This is a genomic window from Clostridium intestinale (assembly GCF_035905475.1).
GTDB classification, from domain to species: domain Bacteria; phylum Bacillota; class Clostridia; order Clostridiales; family Clostridiaceae; genus Clostridium_T; species Clostridium_T intestinale.
In genome coordinates this window covers 1,717,527-1,737,978 of record NZ_CP121166.1, presented here as the reverse complement: position 1 = coordinate 1,737,978, position 20,452 = coordinate 1,717,527, and the positions used below count along the sequence as shown (strand labels likewise).

The following is a 20,452-nucleotide window of genomic DNA, read 5'->3' as shown; positions in this document are numbered from 1 at the left end:
CATTAAGGAGGAAGTGGATGGATAAACTTAATTTGGTATTAGTATTTTTAGAAGGAGTAATATCTTTGTTTTCTCCTTGCGTGTTACCAATACTTCCAGTATACATAGGAATGCTTTCAAATAGCAGTGTAGATAGCTTGAATAGAAATTTTAAATTCAAAAATTCTATATTATTAAAAAACACTCTATTTTTTATACTTGGAATATCATCAACATTTTTTATATTAGGTTTTTCTATAAATAAATTAAGCAATATATTTATAACTAATAAATACTTAGTTGAAATCCTAGGGGGAGTAATAATTATTTTTTTAGGGATTTTTTATATGGGATATCTTAAAATACCGTTTTTGTATAGAGAAAAAAGATTTAATATAAACCATAAAACTATGAATTTCTATACTGCTTTTCTGCTAGGATTCTTTTTTAGTTTTGGATGGACACCATGTATAGGTCCAATGCTTGCATCAGTGTTATTTTTAACTGCGCAATCAGATAGTACCTTATTCAGTGGTATTGTAATATTAATATACTCTTTAGGATTTACTTTACCATTTTTATTAATAGCTATTTTCTATAATAGGTTATTTGTGTATATTGATAAAGTAAAACTAAGAATAAATGATATAAAAAAGCTTGGAGGGGTAATACTTTTAATAGTGGGATTTATCATGTTCTTTAGAGGTAGTAACAGTTTACTTGAAGAACAGAAGGGGAAGATTAATAACTCTACAAGTATTAATGAGAACATCACCAAAGATGCGGAAGATGAAGAAGTTCAAGCTCTTAATTTTACTTTGATTGATCAATATGGAAAGATTCATGATTTGAAATCTTATAAGGGAAAAACAGTTTTCTTGAATTTTTGGGCCACTTGGTGTCCACCTTGTAGAGAAGAAATGCCGAATATAGAATCTATATATAAAGAATATGGAGAAAACAAAAATGAAGTAGTAATATTAGGGGTAGCTGCTCCTAGTTTAGGAAACGAAGGTTCTACAGAAGATATTATAAAGTTTTTAAAGGATAATGGTTATAGTTTCCCAGTGCTTTTTGATAATGGAGGAAAGGTAATGAATAGTTATAATATTAGCGCCCTACCTACAACATTTATTATAGATAAGGATGGAAATATAAAAGGGTATGTTCCTGGTGCAATGGATAAAGAAACAATGAAAAAGATAATAGGGCTTGAATAAAAGTTTAGGTTTGAAATTAGCATTTATTTTGATAATATATAAATAGGGTTTACCTAAATTCCGCAGAAAGATAACTAACTTTAACAAAAGTAATATATCAAAGAATTTAATTTGTATTCAAATGTTTATAAGTTAAGTTTAAGATAGCTCAAGAAGATTAAGGAGTGATTTTATGGCAAACAATAGAACAGAATTAATACAAAGCGCCCTAGGTTCAGTTTTTACTGTTTTTAGTGAAGAACAATTAAAAGAATTAAGAGGAAAAAATAGAAAGATAGCTATCTGTGGAAAAATAAATAATCCAGGAATTATAGATATTCCAGAAGGAGCTACGCTTCAAGATATAATAGAATTATGTGGTGGAATAATAAACAAAAGCAATTTTAAAGCAGCCCAAATTGGACTTCCTTTTGGAGGATTTTTAACAGAATCAAGTTTAGAGAAAGAATTTGATTTTGATTTATTTTATGAGAATATTGATAAGACTATAATAGTTTTATCAGAAGAAGATTGTATAATTCAATATCAAATGTTCTATATTGAATATTTGTTAGCTAAGGTGAAAGAAGGATCCTATAAAAACTATGAGATAGTAGTAGATGAAATAACTAATATGCTTAAGACTTTAGATAGAATAAGTAAAGGCGTATCTAATATGAGAGACGTTTATCATCTAAGAAACTTAGCACAAATAGTAAAAGGCAAAATGAAACAAAAACATAATTCAATGGAAGATATAATTACTACTTTCTACCATGAAATAGAAGAGCATATAGAAGAAAATAAATGTTATACAGCTCAATGTAACCATTTAATAAAACTAACAATAACTCCAAAATGTATTGGGTGTGGAGCATGTAAAAGAGCATGTCCAGTTGATTGTATAAATGGAGAGGTAAGAAAGCAACATTACATAGACTATAATAGATGTACACACTGTGGAGCTTGTGTATCAGCTTGCCCTGTAGATGCTATAAAAACAGGAGACAACACATTAAAGTTTATAAGAGATTTAGCTACACCAAATAAGGTAGTGATTACACAAATGGCGCCAGCTATTAGAGTTGCTATAGGAGAAGCATTTGGTTTTGAGTCAGGAGAAAATGTTGAAAAGAAACTAGCAGCAGGTTTAAGAAAACTTGGTGTTGATTATGTATTTGATACAACTTGGGGAGCTGACTTAACAATAATGGAAGAAGCTGCTGAGTTCCAAGAAAGATTAGAAGGACATTTAGCTGGGGATACTAATGTCAAACTTCCTATACTTACTTCATGTTGCCCTTCATGGATTAAATTTATAGAGGAAAACTATGCAGATATGCTTGAAGTACCATCATCGGCTAAATCTCCAATGCAAATGTTTGCTACAATTGCAAAAGAAGTTTGGGCAAAAGAAAAGGGTCTTTCAAGAGAAGAAGTAACATCAGTTGCTATTATGCCATGTATTGCAAAGAAATACGAGGCATCAAGGGCTGAGTTTTCTGTAGATGGTAATTATGACGTTGATTATGTTATAACTACTAGAGAACTTATAAGAATATTTGAGAACTCAGGAATAAACTTAAAGGAACTTGAGGATGAAGAAATAGACTCAGTTATGGGAGAATATACAGGTGGTGGAATAATCTTCGGTAGAACAGGGGGAGTTATTGAGTCAACTGTAAGAACTGCTGTAGAGAATATAACTGGAAATAAACTTGAGAATGTAGAGTTTGAAAAGCTTAGAGGCTGGGATGGATTTAGAATCTGCGAGTTAGATGTTGAGGGTATAAAACTAAGAATTGGTGTTGCCCATGGGCTTAGAGAAGCCGCTAAGATGTTAGATAAGATAAGATCAGGTGAAGAATTCTTCCATGCCATAGAAATAATGGCTTGCATAGGTGGATGCGTAGGTGGAGGCGGTCAGCCTAAGATAAAGAAAAATAGACAACAAGGATTAGAGTTAAGAGCTGAAGGATTAAATAATATAGATAGACAAAAAACTCTTAGAGTATCAAAAGAAAATCCAGAAGTAAAAGCGCTTTATGAAAAATATCTAGATCACCCATTAAGTGCAAAAGCTCATGAATTACTTCACACTACTTACTTCCCAAAAATAAAAAGATAAAATGACTAATCATTAAAATTTAAGCTATTATTTCAAGTGTTAATTTGAAATAATAGCTTCTTTTATTTTTCTAAAGTTACTACCACTAATTCAGGAGAATTATTAATTCTAAAGGGGAAAATACTATTTCCAAGCCCTCTACTCACAATCATAGAAGTATTCTCATCTTTATAAATACCACTTGTATATTTAGGCAAAAATCCTTGGTTTGGAGCAAGTAATCCACCTACAAAAGGAATTCTAAACTGTCCACCATGAGCATGACCGGAGAAAACTAAATCCACTTTTGCATCTTTATAATCTACTAATTTTTCTGGACGATGAGATAATAGTATTTTAAAATCTGAATCCATATCCTTTGATAAGTCAACTAACAATTTTTTAAATAATTCATCTTGATTTGATGTTTGAATAAATGCGGGATCATCAAGTCCAATAAGACCAATAGAAGAACTATCTTTTTGAATAAAAACATTTTTGTTATTTAATATTTTAACTCCAGATGAAGTAAGTCTATCACACAACTCATTGTAAGACTCAATACGGCTCTCATGGTTACCTGGAATAAAATATATTGGAGCTATGTCTGTTATACCATCAATGTATTTCATTGAAATATCTATGTTAGTATTATAGGAGTCTATTAAATCACCTGTAATGAATACTACATCAGGATCAATTTCTTTTGTTTTTTCTATTAAAGTTTTTTGATTTTTACCAAACTCTGCGTTGTGTAAATCAGAGAGTTGAAGTATTTTATATCCATCAAAAGATGAAGGGATTTTACTGTTTTTATAAGTAATATTAGATATAACAATTTTTTTATTATAAACAATAACTAGAAGTACTATTAAAACTAAAATTATTATAGAAAAGAGTAATTTATTTCGTGCAAATTTCACAGATTACCTCCTAAATATTATTAAATTTGAACTTCATTATAGAAGTAAGAAATAAGAGAATAATACTTTTATAGGTATATTCTATACTAAAGCTACTGATTTTAGAAACTATAAAATTTATATTTTATAGGTGAATTGAAAATGAGAACTATTTTCTCTATAATATATTAGAGGTAGTGGAGGTAGATTTAATGGATTTTAAAAAACTAGTTGAAAGATTTACTGAGGTGTCTTTTTCTATAACCGATGTTCATTGGTTTGTAAGAGAACCAGGAAGTTGCGCTAGAGGCATATATACAGATTGGTGTTCCTTTGTATTTCCAATAACAGGCAAGGCAAATTTTGCTATAGGAGGAGTGGAATATGAATTAAAAGCAGGAAAAGTGATGCATTGTGGATCAAATGAAGTTTTAGATAAATGTGTTCTTGGGAATTTGCCCTGGGGGTATTATGAGATATATTATAAACTTAATAATCCAACTCAAGAGGATTCAAAAACAATAGATAAAACTTATACTCTTGATATAGGGGATATTTCACAAATAAAAGAACTATTACATGAGATGCTTAAAACTTATAGAACTCCGGGAATAATACCAGAATTTAAGGTGAAAAAACTTTTTTATTCTATTATATATGAAGTTCTAGTAAGCAACAGGGATGTCCTTAATTCAGAAAATCAATGGGTAGTAGAGGATGCTGTTGATTATATACATAATAACTATATGTATAGTATTACTTTAGAGGACCTGTCTAACAGATATAAGTTAAAGGAAGATAAATTTTCGTACATTTTTAATAAATATACAGGTATTAGACCGATTAATTATTTGATTGAACACAGAATGAAAATTGCAGAAAAATTATTAGCTACAAACAAATATAGTGTTACTGCTGTTTCTGAGAAAGTTGGATATTCAGATCCATATTATTTTAGCAGATTATTTAAAAAACATAAGAATATTTCTCCAAGTGAATTAAAGAAGAGATTTAAGAATAATCCATTATAATTTTAATATTTATCTATTTTTTATATTCTGTCCTGCTGATATAATTTACACAGAATGATAATTATTATCAATTACAGAGGGGAGAAATAAAATGAAAAAGAAATTACTAGCATTAACTTTAGCAACATTAACAGTTTTGGGGGTGACAGGTTGTAGTAACAAGGGAGCAGCTCAAGAAACTCCCAAAGAATCTGAAAATAAAGAGATAAAGTTAACATATAAAGACAAGGAATATAAAGTTCCAGGATCTGATGCGAAATTAGTTATAACAGGAAGTTTAGAATCTCTTGAAGATGCACTTTTACTTGGGGTTAAGCCTATGGGGGCAATGACTGTAGGAGGCAGTTTCCCAGATATGTTTAAAACAATCACTGGAGATTCCAAAGCTATAGGAGAGAAAACTCAACCTAATGTTGAAACTATATTATCATTAAAACCTGATTTAATATTAGGTTCAAGTAAGTTCCCAGAAGAAACATTAGAAAAACTTAATAAAATTGCTCCAACTGTACCAGTATCACATATAGCTACTGATTGGGAAGCAAATCTTATTTTAATGGGACAACTAAGTGGAAAAGAAGATAAAGCGAAGGAAATTATAGCTAACTATAAAAAAGATGCTAGCGAAGCAAAAGCAAAACTAGGTGAAACTTTAAAGGGTAAAAAAGTATTAACAGCTAGAATGAGAGCAGGTAACATAGCTATTTATCCAGCGAACATATTCTTTAATACAGTACTTTATAGTGATTTAGGATTAGAAGTACCAGAACCAGTTGCAGCAGCAAAAGCTCAAGAAAATATTTCTTTAGAAAAGCTTTCAGAACTTAACCCAGATTATATCTTCCTTCAATTTTCTGAAGATGAAAATGCAGACAAACCTAAAGCTTTAGAAGAATTAGAAAGTAATCCTATTTGGAAAAACCTTAACGCTGTAAAAAATAGTAAGGTATTTGTAAATGTAGTTGATCCTTTAGCACAAGGAGGAACTGCTTGGAGTAAAACTGAGTTCCTAAAGGCAGCAGTTTCAAAGTTATCTAAATAAACAGGAGTGAGAGCACATTATGGCAAAAAATAGGCCGATTCCAATTATAATTTTGTTATTATCACCAATAGTAATAATATTGGCTATAGTATTATCAGTTATTTATGGAGCAAAAGATATTAATATAAATGTAATAAGAGATGCTTTTTTAAACTTTGATGGAGAGAATGTAAATCATCAAATCATAATGTACTCTCGAATACCTAGGGTTATAGGTGCACTACTAATTGGAGCTTTTTTAGCTATATCAGGTGCAATAATGCAGGGGATGACAAGGAATTACCTTGCATCCCCTTCTATTATGGGAGTATCAGATGGGTCAGTTTTTGCAATTACAATATGTATGATATTTTTTCCAGATACGTCATCTCTTAATATGATTTTGTATTCTTTTATAGGATCTGCAATAGGAGCAGGCTTAGTATTTGGACTGGCATCTTTAACACCAAATGGAATGTCTCCTGTTAGGCTAGCTATAATAGGAACAATAACAGGAAGTTTTTTAAGTAGTATTTCTGCTGCTTTATCTACATACTTTCAGGTATCACAAAACATAAGCTTTTGGTATAATGCTAAGCTTCATCAAATAACCCCAGATAAAATAAAAATAATAATTCCTTTTGCTATTATAGGAATAATAACCTCATTAATTATTTCAAAATCAATAACTATTTTATCTTTAGGAGAAGAAATATCTATAAGTCTTGGACAAAATACAAAACTGATCAAAATAGTATCAATGGGGACAGTAGTTATATTAACTGGAATATCTGTAGCATTAGCTGGTAAGATTGCTTTTGTGGGGCTTATTATTCCTCATATCGTAAGATTTTTTGTTGGTAGTGATTATAGATGGATAGTACCCTGTTCTGGATTAATGGGAGCTATATTATTAGCTTTTTCAGACATAATAAGTAGATTTATAAATTATCCTTTTGAAACGCCAATAGGCGTTGTTACATCATTTATAGGAGTGCCTTTCTTTTTATATTTGGCTAGGACAAAAGGAGGCAAAAAATGAACAAGGATTCGTTAAGAAGATATAGTACAGTTTTAATAGTAAGTATTGTTTTAATTTTATTAGCAGTATATGTAAGTCTTACTAATGGAACTTATGATCTTTCTGTGAGAGATATATTGGAAACTTTATTAAGGATAAATCCAACTCCAGATAAAGATTTAGTAATATTTGAATTTAGGTTGCCAAGAATAATAGTTGCGTCTCTAGTAGGATTTGGGCTAGGTATTGCAGGGACTGTGATTCAAGGAATTACTAAAAATGGACTTGCTGATCCTGGAATATTAGGTATTAACTCAGGAGCCAGTTTAACAATAGTGTTATTTATATTCTTATTTAATGGAAAACTTAAGGGAGCAGGATTGATTTCTATATTATCTATGCCCTTATTTGGACTTATAGGTGGATTAGGCTCTGCACTATTAATTTATCTTTTTGCATGGAAAAATGGAAGGTTAGATACTCAAAGATTGATTTTAGTTGGTATAGCAATAAGTTCAGGGCTAGGAGCATTATCGTTGTTTATATCTTTAAAAATGGATGCAGCAGATTTTGAAATGGCCGCAGTGTGGATTAACGGAAGTATATGGGGAGCTAACTGGAAATACATAGCATCTATAATTCCTTGGCTTTTAGTTCTTGTACCTATTATTATTAAGAAAGCTTTTGTCCTAGATCTTTTTCAACTGGAAGAGGACTCTGTTAAGAGTTTAGGTGTTTCGACTGAAAAAGAAAAAGGAATTCTTTTGTTGGCTGCAATAGGAATAGTCAGTGCTTGTGTATCAGTATCTGGAAGTATTGGATTTGTAGGGCTTTTAGCACCTCATATTGGTAAGACTTTAGTAGGAATTCATCATAATAGAGTTATTTTTGTATCGGGATTGGTTGGAATGCTTTTACTTATTATTTCAGACTTTGTAGGTAAAACAATATTTTCACCAGTTGAATTACCAGTAGGGATTGTTATTTCTATAATCGGTATTCCTTATTTTGTATATCTATTAATAAAGTCGAAAGCTTAATGGAGGGTGTTATATGAGTATATTAAAAGTTAAAGATCTAGAATCCTGCTATGAGAATTTTAGGGTATTTAAAGATATTGATTTAGAAATAGAGGAAGGTAAGATAACTACTATAATAGGTCCTAATGGTTGTGGAAAATCAACTTTACTGAAAACAATGGGACGTATCATAAAACCAAGTTCAGGGAATGTATATTTAAAGAATGAAAATATATCTAAAATGCACACAAAGCAGATTGCAAAAAGTTTAGCACTTCTTCCACAGAATCCTATAGCACCATCAGAACTAAAAGTTGAGGAATTAGTTTCTTATGGGAGATTTCCTCATTGTAAAAAGATGAGTAAGTTAACGAATAAAGATAGGGAAGTTATTGATTGGGCAATTAATATAACTAAAATTAGTGAGTTTAGGGAACGTGAAATAGGAGCATTATCAGGTGGTCAAAGACAGAAGGTGTGGCTTGCAATGGCTCTAGCTCAAGAAACAGAAATTTTATTGTTAGATGAACCTACAACTTATTTAGACATGTCGCATCAACTTGAAGTACTAAAAATCGTAGAAGAGTTAAATAGAGAAAAGAAATGCACTATAGTTATGGTTTTACATGATATTAACCATGCATCTAGATTTTCTCATAATATTGTTGCTATGAAAAAAGGGGAGATTATTGCTACAGGTGAACCTAAAGAAATAATAACAAAGCATATTCTAAAAAATGTATTTAATATTGATGCTAGGGTTATGATAGATGAGGAAATAAACTCCCCAGTTTGCTTTGGGTATGATAGTATAGACTTAGAAGGAGCATAGATATGAATGGAGAAATAATTGAAGAATTTTTTAAAGAAAGAAAATTATTTATATACCTACCGCCATCTTATTCTAATGGAGAGCAAGGGTTTCCAGTAGTTTACGTTCAAGATGGAGATTATTTATTCGGCCCTAAAAAGGCTATAGAAGAGCTTGAAGTCATGTTTAAAAATGGAGAACTTAAAGAGATTATACTTGTTGGTGTTACTAGCAATAAAAGAAATGACGAGTATACACCATGGTATGGTAAGCCACTTGCTGAAAAATTTGATGATTTTGGTGGTAAAGGAAAAGAGTATTTAGATTTTCTTGTTAATGAATTGAAGGTTTATATAGATATGGAGTATAATACTTTAAAAGAAAATACAGCAATAGCGGGAGCTTCTTTAGGCGGATTAATTTCTCTATATGGGGCGTATATATATCCAGAGGTTTTTAATAAATTTGGTTGTATATCTCCATCTTTATGGTATGAGGGGTTTTTAGAATTTATGAGTAGAGAAAACTTAGAAGTTTCCGCTCAAAGAATATATATGGATGTGGGAAGTAAAGAAGGAAGCGGTAAAAAAAGTATACAACTATTTATGCCAGAAAATGTTGAGGAAGGATATATACTGTTATCCTCAAAGGCTTTAAAGTCTGAAAATGTAAAATTTATAAAAGAAGAAGGGGCAAGTCATACTGAAGAAGCTTTTGTTAGGAGATTTCCAAATGCAATAAAATGGCTTTTTTCTTAAATGAAATGTAACTTTAAACTTTTAATTTAATAATAAAAATTAAAACCCTGAATTTAGCATTAAGTTAAATTCAGGGTCTTTTGTTATCGAGGAGGTTTATTTTTGAAGCTGAGCATTATATATGATATTGGATAGGGTAGCTATCTTTTCAGTTGCGTCAGTTAATTCGTTGGTATAAATTACTAATATGTAGGGTTTATCTGTAAATATAATTCCAACATCATTTATATAAGAATCATAGCTACCAATTTTATGGGCTACTATGTTATAAGGTAAATATTTATCAATTCTATCATGAAATTCTGTGTTTTTCATAACTTCAATTAAGTGAGAATAGTATTCATCAAATCTATTTGAATATAAGTTTTTTAGTAATATAAATTCTGTTTCAGGAGTTATTACATTACCTGAGACAGTAGGTTCACTAACTCCAGTAAAGTAACTTACTGCTTGCCTAACTGAATCGAATCCTCCAAGTTTTTCCGTAATCATATTTGTAGCTATATTGTCTGAGTATATTATGGCGTAGTCTAATAACTTTTGAATTGAAATTGGAGAGTTAAGAGTAGTATCTATTTGACTTTGAAGTATGCCAGTTCCTTCCTCATAGTAGCCACTAGAATATTTTATACTATCATTTAATGATAAAAATCCTTCTTTAACCATGTTATAGGCAACAATATTCATTCCAACCTTATATGTACTTGCAGCAGTAAAAAGTTCATCTCCATTTATAGATATTTTTTTGTTAGTAGTTAAATCATAGTATATAAGTCCAACATTATTAATTTCATTTCCTAGATAGTCTTTAATTTTGTTCTCTAAATTTTCTAATGACGAAGTTTCTTCTTGTACACTTACTTTTCTTATGTAAGACATTTCTTCTTGTATATTAATACTGTTCTCATTTTTTGTGGAAGATAGTAAATTTTCTTCATTTTCTTCAGATATTTGTAGGGATTCAATGGCTTGTACATTTTCATCAAAATAACTAGAGGAATTAATAATTCCCAGTGAGATAAAAATGATAGCAGTTAATGAAAACCCAATAAAAGCTCTTCTTTCCATCCATAAAACTCCTTAAAATACTATTTTAGATAGATTATAATAAATAGTATTTTATTTGAGTATAATTATGGGTGAAGTCACATAATTATGTGACAAATCACATAATTACAAAATTACCTAGGTCTTAAATACTATAAGAGTATTGAATAGAATAGGGAAAAACTCTATTATACTTTAGGAGGAGGGGATAAAATGAAAGATAAAAGTTTAAAAGCACATAGTGATTGGGGTGGGAAAATAGAAGTTATAAGTAGATGTACTATTAATAATAATGAAGATTTAGCCTTAGCGTATACTCCAGGGGTATCCTATCCATGCTTAGAGATAGAAAAAGATGAAAATAACTCTTATAAATATACACGAAGAGGAAATTTAGTGGGAGTAATTACTGATGGAAGCGCTGTATTAGGTTTGGGAGATATAGGCTCTTTGGCAGCTATGCCTGTTATGGAGGGGAAATGTATTTTATTTAAAGAATTTGCTGGTGTAGATGCCTTCCCAATATGTATACAAAATAAAGATGTTGATGTTTTGGTAAATACAATAAAATTAATAGAAGGAAGCTTTGGTGCTATTAACCTGGAAGATATTAGTGCACCAAGATGTTTTGAAATAGAAGAGAGACTAAATGATATATGTGACATTCCAGTTTTTCATGATGATCAACATGGAACAGCAATTGCAGTTTTAGCTGCACTTCTAAATGCTATAAAAGTTGTCAAAAAAGATTTTAGTATGAAAATTATTATAAATGGAGCTGGTGCAGCAGGAATAGCTATTGCAAATCTAGTATGGGAGGCTGGTTTTCATAACATTGTAATTTGTGATAAATATGGTATAATCACTAGTGATAATGCAACTAATAAGTATCAAAAGAAGTGTGCAATCAAATTTAATGATAATAGAAAAGGTTCTCTAAAAGAAGCTTTAATTAAGGGGGATGTATTTATAGGAGTTAGTGCTGGTAATTTATTAACAGAGGAAATGATTTTCTCTATGAGAAATGACCCTATAATATTTGCTTTAGCGAATCCTACTCCAGAAATAATGCCTGAAACAGCTAAAAAGCTTAATGTTAAAGTTATGGCAACGGGTAGAAGTGATTATCCTAACCAGATAAATAACTTACTAGTTTTTCCTGGCATAATTAAAGGAGCTTTAAAAGCACGAATAAATAAGATTAATACAGAAATTCAAATAGCTGTTGCTAAAGGAATTTCTAATTGTATAGATGAGAGCAGTTTAAATAATGAGAATATAATTCCAAGCGTATTTGACAAACAAATTGTAGATTTAGTTTGCGATATAGTTTGTAGTTTTAGAAAGTAAGGAGTTTTTATGGAGAGTTTGGCCAAGTTATTTAATAAATTAACTAATAGTGAACAAAAAGTGTTTACATATATTTATGCAAATCAACAAAAAGTTATGAAAATGAAAATAAGTGATTTGGCTAAGGAAACCTTTACCTCTAAAACAGTAATAATTAATTTAGCCCAGAAGTTAGGATTTGATGGTTTTTCAGATTTAAAGTATTTTCTTAAGTCCTCAATGAATTTAGAAGAGGATAATAAGGTTTTAGAAGATTTACAATATAACTTAAAGCAGAATATAGAAAAAACTTTTGTAGTCATAGAGCCAGAACTATACAGAAAGATTACGAAAGAAATAATAAATGCAAAGACAATATATGTTTTTGCGCGAGGGACAAGTAAATCAGCAGGATATTATTTAAATCATCTTTTGCTTACTTTGGGAATTAAGTGTATATTTGTTAAGGACTATAATCTTTTGACTTTAGTTGGAAATACGTTAGAATCAGATGAGTTAGTAATATTAATTTCTTTATCTGGTAATACCCAAAAGATATTAGAAGTTGCTAATATTGCAAAAGTCAAAGGATGTAGAACAATTGGTATAACCTCATTTGGGACAAATGAGTTATCTAAGATTAGTGATTATACGCTACACTGTGTATCAAATAATACAGAAACTAAATTTAACGACAGCATATCTAGAATAGGAATGTTTATAGTAATTGAAATGCTAGTAAATTCAATTAAAGAATTCAATAAAAAATAGTACCTTTAATCAAGGGTACTATTTTTTTATGACCTAGTTCATTTTTAGTGACCTAAGATTTTATAAAGGAAAAGAGTATCATCAGGAAACATTGTAATGGATTTTAAAACCGTATACAATGAGGATAAAGAAGAGCGCTCTTTTATTTAAAAGTATTTATTAATATGTTTTAAAATAATTAATGGGGGAAGACGAGATGTTTAAAAATTTTAGCCAAAAGATACAACAATTTGGTAGAACCTTATTATTACCAATTGCAGTTATGGCTCCTGTTGGAATGATATTAGGTATAACAGGAGCACTTGTACAATCATACATGATAGCAAGATTTCCTTTCTTGGGAAATCCTGTAGTTAATACGGTTTTAGTAAACTTAAGGACAATAGCAGGAGCTGTTTTTGATAATATACCATTAATGTTTGCAATGGGTGTTGCATATGGAATGTCTAAAAAGGATAAAGGAATATCTGTATTTGCATCAGTTATAGGATATATTATTTTAATAATTTCTATGAATGTGTGGTTAGTAGTAAGCGGAAAGTTAGCGGCGCCAGAAGTTATGAGTCAATTTGGACAAATAAAGGTGTTAGGAATACAAACAATGAATGTAAACGCTTTAGGAGGGATTATAACAGGATTAATTGCAGCTTGGGCAACCGATAGATTCTATAAACTAGAACTACCAATTGCATTTGCATTCTTCTCTGGTAAAAAATCAGTACCTATTATAACTATGGGAATAATGATGATAATTGGTTTAACAATACCATTTATATGGGAAGTATTTGTAGCTATATTAACTAAATTATCTTTAGTTTTCTTGAGCCCAGTAGGACCATTTTTTACAGCAGCAGGTGAAAGGTTGTTTATTCCGTTTGGATTACACCATGTTTGGAATGCATTGTTTAGATTTACAGAAGCTGGAGGATCCTATGTTATAAATGGAGAAACTTATGTTGGAGTAGTACCAACATTAAATGAGATATTATTTAATCAAGGACCTAATAGTGAATATTGGAGTATGATGCCTAAACTTACTAGATTTATGGCTCAACAACAAATGTTATGTACATTATTTGCTTTTCCTGCTATAGGACTTGCAATGTATAACACAACTTATAAAGAAAATAAAAAATTAGTTAAATCCTTGATGGTTACTTGTATATTGACGGCACTTTTAGGTAATGTAACTGAGCCACTTGAATTTTCATTTGTATTTATTGCACCTCTATTATATGTGATTTATGCATGCATCATAGGAGTAGGAGCAGTAGCACTATCATTTGCAAGCGTAGGAATAGGCTATATAAGAGGAACTATTTTTGATTTCGCAATCTTTGGTTTGCTTTATGAAAATACTAATTGGATAAGCTTTGTAATTATAGGTTTAATATTATCTGTAGTAACCTACTTTGTATTTAAGTGGACAATATTAAAGTTTAATCTTAAAACCCCAGGTAGAGAAGATTCCCCATCTGTAGATAACGTTCTTATAAGAGAAAAAAGATATGATGAAATAGCAAAAATAGTAATACAAGCATTAGGGGGAAAATCCAATATTAAATCTGTAGATAATTGTATAACTCGTTTAAGAATAGATTTGGGAGAAGTTAATCTAGTCGATCATAAGCTCTTAGAGACATCAGGTTGTACAGGAATATTTATACCAGCAGCTAAACATATTCATATAGTTTATGGGCCTTTAGTAGAGTTTGTTAGAAATGCAGTGGACGAACAGTTAGAAAATATGTAGATAAAATTAATGGAGGACAGATATGAGAAGTAGTAATATAATAACAATAACAGGAGCAGGAAGTGCTAGAACTCCAGCATTAGTAGGAAGTTTAGTTAAATTAAGAGATAGATTTCCACTTAAGAAGATAATTTTCTATGATATAGATAATGAAAGAACATCAAAAATGGAAGATTATATAAGACTAGTACTTAAGAGCTATTCTAGCAACACAGAGGTAGTCTTTACTACAGATTCAGATACAGCTTATGAAGACACTGATTTTGTATTTTGTCAAATGCGTGCAGGAAAAAATGAAATGAGAAGCCTAGATGAAAAAATTCCTTTAAAATATGGTTTGGTGGGACAAGAAACTTGTGGTCCTGGAGGGTTTGCCTATGGTATGAGATCTATTGATGCCATGATAGAAATGGTTAATCAAGTGCGTAAACATTCAAAGAACACTTGGATACTTAATTATACAAATCCAGCAGCAATAGTTGCCCTTGCTTTGGATAAAGTATTCCCAAACGATAAAAGAATATTGAATCTATGTGATCAACCTTATTCACTTATGAGATCCTATGCTAAGATACTAGGAGTTGAACAGAAAAATTTAAGAGCAACTTATTTTGGACTAAATCATTTTGGGTGGTTTACAGAACTTAAAGATGTAGATGGAAAAGACTATTTTGACTATCTGAGAAGTTATTTAAGAGACTATGATTTTAAACCATATAATGCAGAACAACGTTCTAAGTCTTGGTTAGATACTTATCTTAGAGTAAATAAGTATATGAATTTTTTTGATGAGTATATTCCAACTACTTATTTACAATATTACTTTTTCCCAGAAGAAATAGTTAAAGAAAGCGATCCAAATTATACAAGGGCAGATGAAGCAAAAGATTCTAGAGAAAAGGAAGTATGGGAAATATGTTCTAAAGCAATTGGAGCAGAATCAATAGAAGAGGTAGAAATTATAACTAACAGTGTTTTTGGGGACTTAATGGTTGAATTAGCAGAATCAATAGCTTATGATTTGCACAATGAGTTTATACTTATGAGCAGAAACCATGATATTATTACAAATTTTAGTAAAGACGCCATAGTGGAAGTTGCTGGAACTGTTGGAAAAGAGGGAGCGAATCCTTATAAGTATGGAGAAATAAAGCCATTTTATAAGGGTCTAATGGAAGGACAACATGCCTATGAACTTTTGACAGTAGAGTCATGTTTAGAAAAAAATTATACCAAAGCTCTTCAAGCTTTAACTTTAAATAGAACTGTTGTAGATCCTCAAAAAGCAAAATCTGTTTTAGATGATTTAATGGAACACAATAGAGAATACTGGTATTTAAGTTAGATTAAAAAAGCATTCTAAAAATTAAGTTTTATTTTTAGAATGCTTTTTATATATCTATAAGAGTAATAATTTAAATTATATTTAAGTTATTTATTTTTTCAAGAACAATCTCTTCTCCAGATTCAAATTCTATCAGATTATAAATTTTTAGAGCATTTTCGTAGTATTTGCTGGCTTCTAAACAATTAGATTTATTATAAAGAAGATCTCCTATACTTATAAGAATATGGGCCTTTAACTTTTGGCTTCCAGTACTTTCTTGAAGATTAAGTGCTTCGTTATAATAATTTAAGGCTTTATCTAAATCATTTGTGCTTTGATATAGTTGTCCTATGTTATAAAGAGTATCTGCCTCAACTTGCTTATAGTCACTATCTCTACAAACATATAAAGCCTCGTTATAATAGTTTAATGCTTCATTTACATTATTTTGATTCTTAAATACAGATGCAATATTATTAAGTTGAACAGCTATACCACGTTTATATTCTGTTTCTTTGTATATTTCAAGTGCATCGTTGTAATATTTTAAAGCATCGCTAAAATTATTATATGAACATAATATATTTCCTATATTTCCAAGAGCATTAGCCTGACCTTGTTTATAAGAAATTTGTATATGTATTTTTAAAGATTCATTTGAAAATTTAAGTGCTTTTTCTAAATCTCCTTTTAGCTTATAAGTTGCTCCTAAGTTTAGAAGCTGATTAGCTTCCCCCTGCCTACTACCAATTTCATTATTAAGCTGAACAGCTTGAGTAAAGTAATTGATAGCTTCATCATAGTTTTCTTTTGAGCTATAAATATAGCCTATATTAGCTAAAGTGTTAGCTTCTCCTTGACTATTGCCATTTTCACGATTCATTTGAAGGGTATCCATCTGATATTTTAGTTCTTCATTTTGTTTAACATTTAAATAACTTTCATACAAACTAGGGTTAAGTTCTCTAATTCTGTCCATAATTTGATCAACTATTGAGCGAGTTTTGGTATTTGAATTAATTCCAACAAGAAACTCTTTTAGATATTCTGGTTTGTTAAAATTAGAAGATTTTAAGCAATTAAATAATAAATCTACACGTCCTAAAACAATTTCTCTTTGAGTTTCTTCACTGACAGATCCTAATTGGTTGTAAAGAAACATAGCAAGTTCATAATGATTATTAAATTCCTTCCCAGCTTCACTTACTCTTGTTCTTACGGCTTTTTGAAGACGTTCAAGAGCAATTTCACCAGCTAGAACAAGGCCATTAAGTTCATCTAGAATTTGATATTCTTCATAAGATAATTTCCCGCTAAAAGGCTTATAGATTAAATCATGTTCAACTTCAGCCCAAGCAAGCATAAGTGCAGAAGCAATTTGAATTTCTATAAGAGCATTGGAATACTTTTTTAAGTCACCAGTTAAATCTTTGCTTTTTAAATAAACTCTGTAGTGAGTAGCCCAATAACCAGAGAAACGCTTTTTATAGTCACGTTTTTGAGGATCTGGATTTTCAATATCTTCAGGAAAAGATTTGAATTCCTTAATTTCAAAGTTTGATTCTATAAATTGTTGAACTTTATTTAAGTCTCCAGGGAAGTAAAGCGCAATACGAACCCCAGAAAAGTCTACAATATCTTCATTAATATCTTCGAAGGAAGAATAGTTTTTATGAAAGTTTCTCTTTTCTAGTTTATCTCTAAGTCTTTCTATTTTTTTTGCACGATTAGTAACAATAGCCCTGATACCCATCTGCTCCATATTAGTTTCACATATTTGAGAGCAAAGTCTAGATGCTTCTCTATAAAAATCAAACTCTTCTGTGTAATGCTTCATAAAATTCTCAACTATGTTCATAATATTGCCCCCTATTTTAGCCTTTGATTAGCCCTGCATAATTTACCTTTAATATATCATATGAAATATAATACATGCAATGTAAGGTTTATATAAATCCTTTTATTTAGACAAGGTTACTGTTAAAATTATAGTAATATTACTATTGGAGGTAGTTACATTTGGGTAAGTATGGTCAAACAGCTATTAAGGCCGTAAATTTAATACAAAAAAATCCTGAAATTTCTCCTGATGATGCTTGGGAAAAAGCAGTTGTTGAAATCTTTGGCAATAAAACAGTAAATCAAACTAAAAAATGTCCAAAAGGAATTTTTTTAGGGTTATGTGAAGAAGGTTTAATTAAAGGAATAAAAAAGGGTAAATATACAAAGTCCAAAATGAATAAGCAGTATGCTATTAAAGGACTAAAATTAATTAATGAGGATCCAGTTCTTTGTGAAAATGAAAGTTTATTATGGATAAAGGTTATGGGAGGATATGGGAAAAAGTATAACTTCCAAATGGATGTAATTATTTCTTTAAGGGAAGAAAAGCTAATATAATAAAGAGTTCTTGATTCTATCTAAAGAATAAGTATATAATTATTGTAAACAAACTAAGTTTACAATAATTTATGATAAGAGGTAATAAATTTGAAGCTATCTAGAAAAGGTGAATATGCGTGTTTGGCATTAATTCACTTAGGAAGAAACTACAATATTAAACTTGTAAATGCATCTGAAATATCAGAAGAAAATGATATACCTAAAAGATATTTGGAACAGATATTGTCTTTACTTAAAGGTACTGGGTACGTAAGAGCAGTTAGAGGAATAAGTGGAGGATATAAACTTTCAAAAGCACCAGAAGAAATAACATTAGCTGAAATTATAAGACTTATGGATGGGGCCTTAGCTCCAGTAGAATCAGTAAGTGAATATTTTTATGAAAATTCACCAATTGAGCAAAATCAAAATCTAATTAAGGTTTTTAGAGATATTAGAGATTACATATCTGAAAAGTTAGAAAATACAACAATTAAAGATTTAATTTAACAAATGAGTATCCGTAAAGGGTACTCATTTTATTTTTTAAAAGTTTTAGGAATTACTTGACAACTTGACCATTTTGATGAATAATATTATTCATATATTAAAAGTAGGAATAATATGAATTAATAATATGAGGAGTAATATTATGGCTAAAAAAGTATATTTAATTAGTTATTCTATGTATTGCTGTTGATAGTAAAAATCAAATAAATTTTACAATCTAGGTACAAGTAAAGTGTACTATTTATTTTACTCAATACTCTATTAATTATATAGGGATTATAGAAATAGAGTGAAATAGATACGTTGCTTTTTTATTTATAGCAATTCATAGAAAATCAATAGGAAAAATATAAAATAATAAAAAGGGGCGATTAATGATGTTAAGAAAAAAAATAGCTGTTGTATTTTTAGCTGGAATTTTGACTTTGGGGGTTTTATCAGGTTGCAGTAGTAAAAATAATTCAGCTGGAGAGAGTTCAAATGGAAGTGTAGAATTATTAAATGTGTCCTATGATCCAACAAGAGAATTGTATACACAGTTTAATGAAGCTTTTGCGAAGTATTGGAAAGAAAAGAAAGGGCAAGAAGTAACTATAAAGCAATCACATGGAGGATCTGGAGCTCAGGCTAAATCTGTATTAGACGGGTTAGATGCTGATGTAGTAACTTTAGCACTAGCAGCTGATATTGACTCTATTAATGGAAAAGGAGAACAAATAGATCCAAAGTGGCAAACAAAATTGCCTAATAATTCCACTCCATATACATCAACAATAGTTTTTTTAGTTAGAAAAGGAAATCCTAAAAATATTAAGGATTGGGATGATTTAATTAAACCTGGTGTAGAAGTAATAACTCCAAACCCTAAAACTTCAGGGGGAGCTCGTTGGAATTACCTTGCAGCTTGGGGATATGCTTTAGAGAAAAATGGCGGAAGTCAAGAGAAAGCTAAAGATTTTGTAAAACAGTTATTTGCAAATGTTCCTGTTTTAGACTCAGGGGCTAGAGGAGCAACAACTACATTTGTTGAACGTGGAATAGGTGATGTATTAGTAGCCTGGGAGAATGAAGCTTTTTTATCTGTTGAAGAACTTGGTGAAGGAAAATTCGATATAGTAGTTCCTTCAGTAAGTATATTAGCTGAACCACCAGTTGCTGTAGTTGATAAAAATGTTGATAAAAAAGGAACCAGAGAAGTCGCTGAAGCTTATTTAGAATATCTATATTCTGATGAAGGACAAGAAATAGCAGCAAAAAACTTCTATCGTCCAAGAAATGAAGCTGTAGCAAAAAAATATGCACAGAAGTTTCCAACTATAAATTTATTTACTATAGACGATGTTTTTGGAGGCTGGGATAAGGCACAAAAAGAGCATTTTGATGATGGTGGAACTTTTGATCAAATATATACTAAAAAATAGAGGTTAGATAAATAAGAAGTAGTGAAAATCACTACTTCTTGAATTAATAATAGCAAAGAGGTGC

18 protein-coding genes are annotated in these 20,452 nt (G+C 30.2%); 15 read left to right on the top strand and 3 right to left on the bottom strand.

Annotated elements, in window-relative coordinates; genetic code table 11:
* Positions 1 to 17 precede the first annotated feature (17 nt).
* Together P8F83_RS08990 and P8F83_RS08985 are read left to right on the top strand one after the other, a co-directional pair.
* Positions 18 to 1,199 carry a cytochrome c biogenesis protein/redoxin gene (locus P8F83_RS08990; RefSeq protein WP_326514338.1) on the top strand — a complete coding sequence of 394 codons (1,182 nt, stop codon included), beginning with the start codon at positions 18 to 20 and terminating at the stop codon, positions 1,197 to 1,199.
* 172 nt (positions 1,200 to 1,371) lie between these two features.
* Positions 1,372 to 3,306, top strand: coding sequence for a [FeFe] hydrogenase, group A (locus P8F83_RS08985; RefSeq protein WP_326514337.1), 1,935 nt, complete (start codon positions 1,372 to 1,374; stop codon positions 3,304 to 3,306).
* Positions 3,307 to 3,368: 62 nt separating this feature from the next.
* On the opposite strand, the gene P8F83_RS08980 is transcribed toward P8F83_RS08985, so the two are convergent.
* Positions 3,369 to 4,208 (bottom strand): metallophosphoesterase, encoded by an 840-nt coding sequence (locus P8F83_RS08980; RefSeq protein ID WP_326514336.1) that lies wholly within the window; start codon positions 4,206 to 4,208, stop codon positions 3,369 to 3,371.
* A 191-nt stretch (positions 4,209 to 4,399) separates the two neighbouring features.
* On the opposite strand from P8F83_RS08980, the gene P8F83_RS08975 reads away from it, so the two are divergent.
* The 6 genes from P8F83_RS08975 (at position 4,400) to P8F83_RS08950 (ending at position 9,848) form a co-directional block, all read left to right on the top strand.
* The gene (locus P8F83_RS08975; protein WP_326514335.1) at positions 4,400 to 5,218 is read left to right on the top strand and encodes a helix-turn-helix domain-containing protein; all 819 of its coding nucleotides are present in this window, start codon (positions 4,400 to 4,402) and stop codon (positions 5,216 to 5,218) included.
* Between the two features lie 91 nt (positions 5,219 to 5,309).
* On the top strand, positions 5,310 to 6,260 hold the full coding sequence (locus P8F83_RS08970; RefSeq protein ID WP_326514334.1) for an iron-hydroxamate ABC transporter substrate-binding protein: 951 nt from the start codon (positions 5,310 to 5,312) through the stop codon (positions 6,258 to 6,260).
* A gap of 19 nt (positions 6,261 to 6,279) precedes the next feature.
* Complete coding sequence (locus P8F83_RS08965) at positions 6,280 to 7,281, top strand: FecCD family ABC transporter permease (protein WP_326514333.1); 1,002 nt, start codon at positions 6,280 to 6,282, stop codon at positions 7,279 to 7,281.
* Positions 7,278 to 8,300 carry a FecCD family ABC transporter permease gene (locus P8F83_RS08960; protein ID WP_326514332.1) on the top strand — a complete coding sequence of 341 codons (1,023 nt, stop codon included), beginning with the start codon at positions 7,278 to 7,280 and terminating at the stop codon, positions 8,298 to 8,300. Before P8F83_RS08965 ends, P8F83_RS08960 begins: the two co-directional genes overlap by 4 nt.
* 13 nt (positions 8,301 to 8,313) lie before the next feature.
* Positions 8,314 to 9,111 (top strand): ABC transporter ATP-binding protein, encoded by a 798-nt coding sequence (locus P8F83_RS08955; protein WP_238907091.1) that lies wholly within the window; start codon positions 8,314 to 8,316, stop codon positions 9,109 to 9,111.
* Between the two features lie 2 nt (positions 9,112 to 9,113).
* Positions 9,114 to 9,848, top strand: a complete 735-nt coding sequence (locus tag P8F83_RS08950) for an alpha/beta hydrolase (protein ID WP_326514331.1) — start codon at positions 9,114 to 9,116, stop codon at positions 9,846 to 9,848.
* A gap of 96 nt (positions 9,849 to 9,944) precedes the next feature.
* On the opposite strand, the gene P8F83_RS08945 is transcribed toward P8F83_RS08950, so the two are convergent.
* Positions 9,945 to 10,916 carry a serine hydrolase gene (locus tag P8F83_RS08945; protein WP_326514330.1) on the bottom strand — a complete coding sequence of 324 codons (972 nt, stop codon included), beginning with the start codon at positions 10,914 to 10,916 and terminating at the stop codon, positions 9,945 to 9,947.
* A 192-nt stretch (positions 10,917 to 11,108) separates the two neighbouring features.
* Between P8F83_RS08945 and P8F83_RS08940 the strand changes: the two genes are divergently transcribed.
* The 4 genes from P8F83_RS08940 (at position 11,109) to P8F83_RS08925 (ending at position 16,093) form a co-directional block, all read left to right on the top strand.
* Complete coding sequence (locus tag P8F83_RS08940; protein ID WP_326514329.1) at positions 11,109 to 12,245, top strand: NAD(P)-dependent malic enzyme; 1,137 nt, start codon at positions 11,109 to 11,111, stop codon at positions 12,243 to 12,245.
* Between the two features lie 9 nt (positions 12,246 to 12,254).
* The gene (locus P8F83_RS08935; protein ID WP_326514328.1) at positions 12,255 to 12,995 is read left to right on the top strand and encodes a MurR/RpiR family transcriptional regulator; all 741 of its coding nucleotides are present in this window, start codon (positions 12,255 to 12,257) and stop codon (positions 12,993 to 12,995) included.
* 196 nt (positions 12,996 to 13,191) lie between these two features.
* Positions 13,192 to 14,748: a PTS transporter subunit EIIC gene (locus tag P8F83_RS08930; protein ID WP_326514327.1), complete on the top strand. Its 1,557-nt coding sequence runs from the start codon at positions 13,192 to 13,194 to the stop codon at positions 14,746 to 14,748.
* Between the two features lie 22 nt (positions 14,749 to 14,770).
* Positions 14,771 to 16,093 carry a family 4 glycosyl hydrolase gene (locus tag P8F83_RS08925; RefSeq protein WP_326514326.1) on the top strand — a complete coding sequence of 441 codons (1,323 nt, stop codon included), beginning with the start codon at positions 14,771 to 14,773 and terminating at the stop codon, positions 16,091 to 16,093.
* Positions 16,094 to 16,163: 70 nt separating this feature from the next.
* Here P8F83_RS08925 and P8F83_RS08920 read toward each other — a convergent pair whose 3' ends face one another.
* The gene (locus P8F83_RS08920; RefSeq protein ID WP_326514325.1) at positions 16,164 to 17,933 is read right to left on the bottom strand and encodes a tetratricopeptide repeat protein; all 1,770 of its coding nucleotides are present in this window, start codon (positions 17,931 to 17,933) and stop codon (positions 16,164 to 16,166) included.
* Between the two features lie 161 nt (positions 17,934 to 18,094).
* Between P8F83_RS08920 and P8F83_RS08915 the strand changes: the two genes are divergently transcribed.
* From P8F83_RS08915 to P8F83_RS08905, 3 genes are all read left to right on the top strand, one after another.
* Positions 18,095 to 18,475 carry a DUF6979 family protein gene (locus P8F83_RS08915; RefSeq protein WP_073019622.1) on the top strand — a complete coding sequence of 127 codons (381 nt, stop codon included), beginning with the start codon at positions 18,095 to 18,097 and terminating at the stop codon, positions 18,473 to 18,475.
* 90 nt (positions 18,476 to 18,565) lie between these two features.
* Positions 18,566 to 18,967 (top strand): RrF2 family transcriptional regulator, encoded by a 402-nt coding sequence (locus P8F83_RS08910; RefSeq protein ID WP_073019621.1) that lies wholly within the window; start codon positions 18,566 to 18,568, stop codon positions 18,965 to 18,967.
* 374 nt (positions 18,968 to 19,341) lie between these two features.
* Positions 19,342 to 20,388, top strand: a complete 1,047-nt coding sequence (locus tag P8F83_RS08905) for a sulfate ABC transporter substrate-binding protein (RefSeq protein ID WP_420022608.1) — start codon at positions 19,342 to 19,344, stop codon at positions 20,386 to 20,388.
* Positions 20,389 to 20,452: the final 64 nt, after the last annotated feature.

Coding starts and splice junctions, on each gene's coding strand:
- P8F83_RS08985 (WP_326514337.1), top strand. CDS start 1,372: ATGGCAAACAATAGAACAGAATTAATACAAAGCGCCCTAGGTTCAGTT.
- P8F83_RS08920 (WP_326514325.1), bottom strand. CDS start 17,933: ATGAACATAGTTGAGAATTTTATGAAGCATTACACAGAAGAGTTTGAT.
- P8F83_RS08975 (WP_326514335.1), top strand. CDS start 4,400: ATGGATTTTAAAAAACTAGTTGAAAGATTTACTGAGGTGTCTTTTTCT.
- P8F83_RS08950 (WP_326514331.1), top strand. CDS start 9,114: ATGAATGGAGAAATAATTGAAGAATTTTTTAAAGAAAGAAAATTATTT.
- P8F83_RS08925 (WP_326514326.1), top strand. CDS start 14,771: ATGAGAAGTAGTAATATAATAACAATAACAGGAGCAGGAAGTGCTAGA.
- P8F83_RS08965 (WP_326514333.1), top strand. CDS start 6,280: ATGGCAAAAAATAGGCCGATTCCAATTATAATTTTGTTATTATCACCA.
- P8F83_RS08930 (WP_326514327.1), top strand. CDS start 13,192: ATGTTTAAAAATTTTAGCCAAAAGATACAACAATTTGGTAGAACCTTA.
- P8F83_RS08970 (WP_326514334.1), top strand. CDS start 5,310: ATGAAAAAGAAATTACTAGCATTAACTTTAGCAACATTAACAGTTTTG.
- P8F83_RS08935 (WP_326514328.1), top strand. CDS start 12,255: ATGGAGAGTTTGGCCAAGTTATTTAATAAATTAACTAATAGTGAACAA.
- P8F83_RS08945 (WP_326514330.1), bottom strand. CDS start 10,916: ATGGAAAGAAGAGCTTTTATTGGGTTTTCATTAACTGCTATCATTTTT.
- P8F83_RS08905 (WP_420022608.1), top strand. CDS start 19,342: ATGATGTTAAGAAAAAAAATAGCTGTTGTATTTTTAGCTGGAATTTTG.
- P8F83_RS08955 (WP_238907091.1), top strand. CDS start 8,314: ATGAGTATATTAAAAGTTAAAGATCTAGAATCCTGCTATGAGAATTTT.
- P8F83_RS08990 (WP_326514338.1), top strand. CDS start 18: ATGGATAAACTTAATTTGGTATTAGTATTTTTAGAAGGAGTAATATCT.
- P8F83_RS08940 (WP_326514329.1), top strand. CDS start 11,109: ATGAAAGATAAAAGTTTAAAAGCACATAGTGATTGGGGTGGGAAAATA.
- P8F83_RS08960 (WP_326514332.1), top strand. CDS start 7,278: ATGAACAAGGATTCGTTAAGAAGATATAGTACAGTTTTAATAGTAAGT.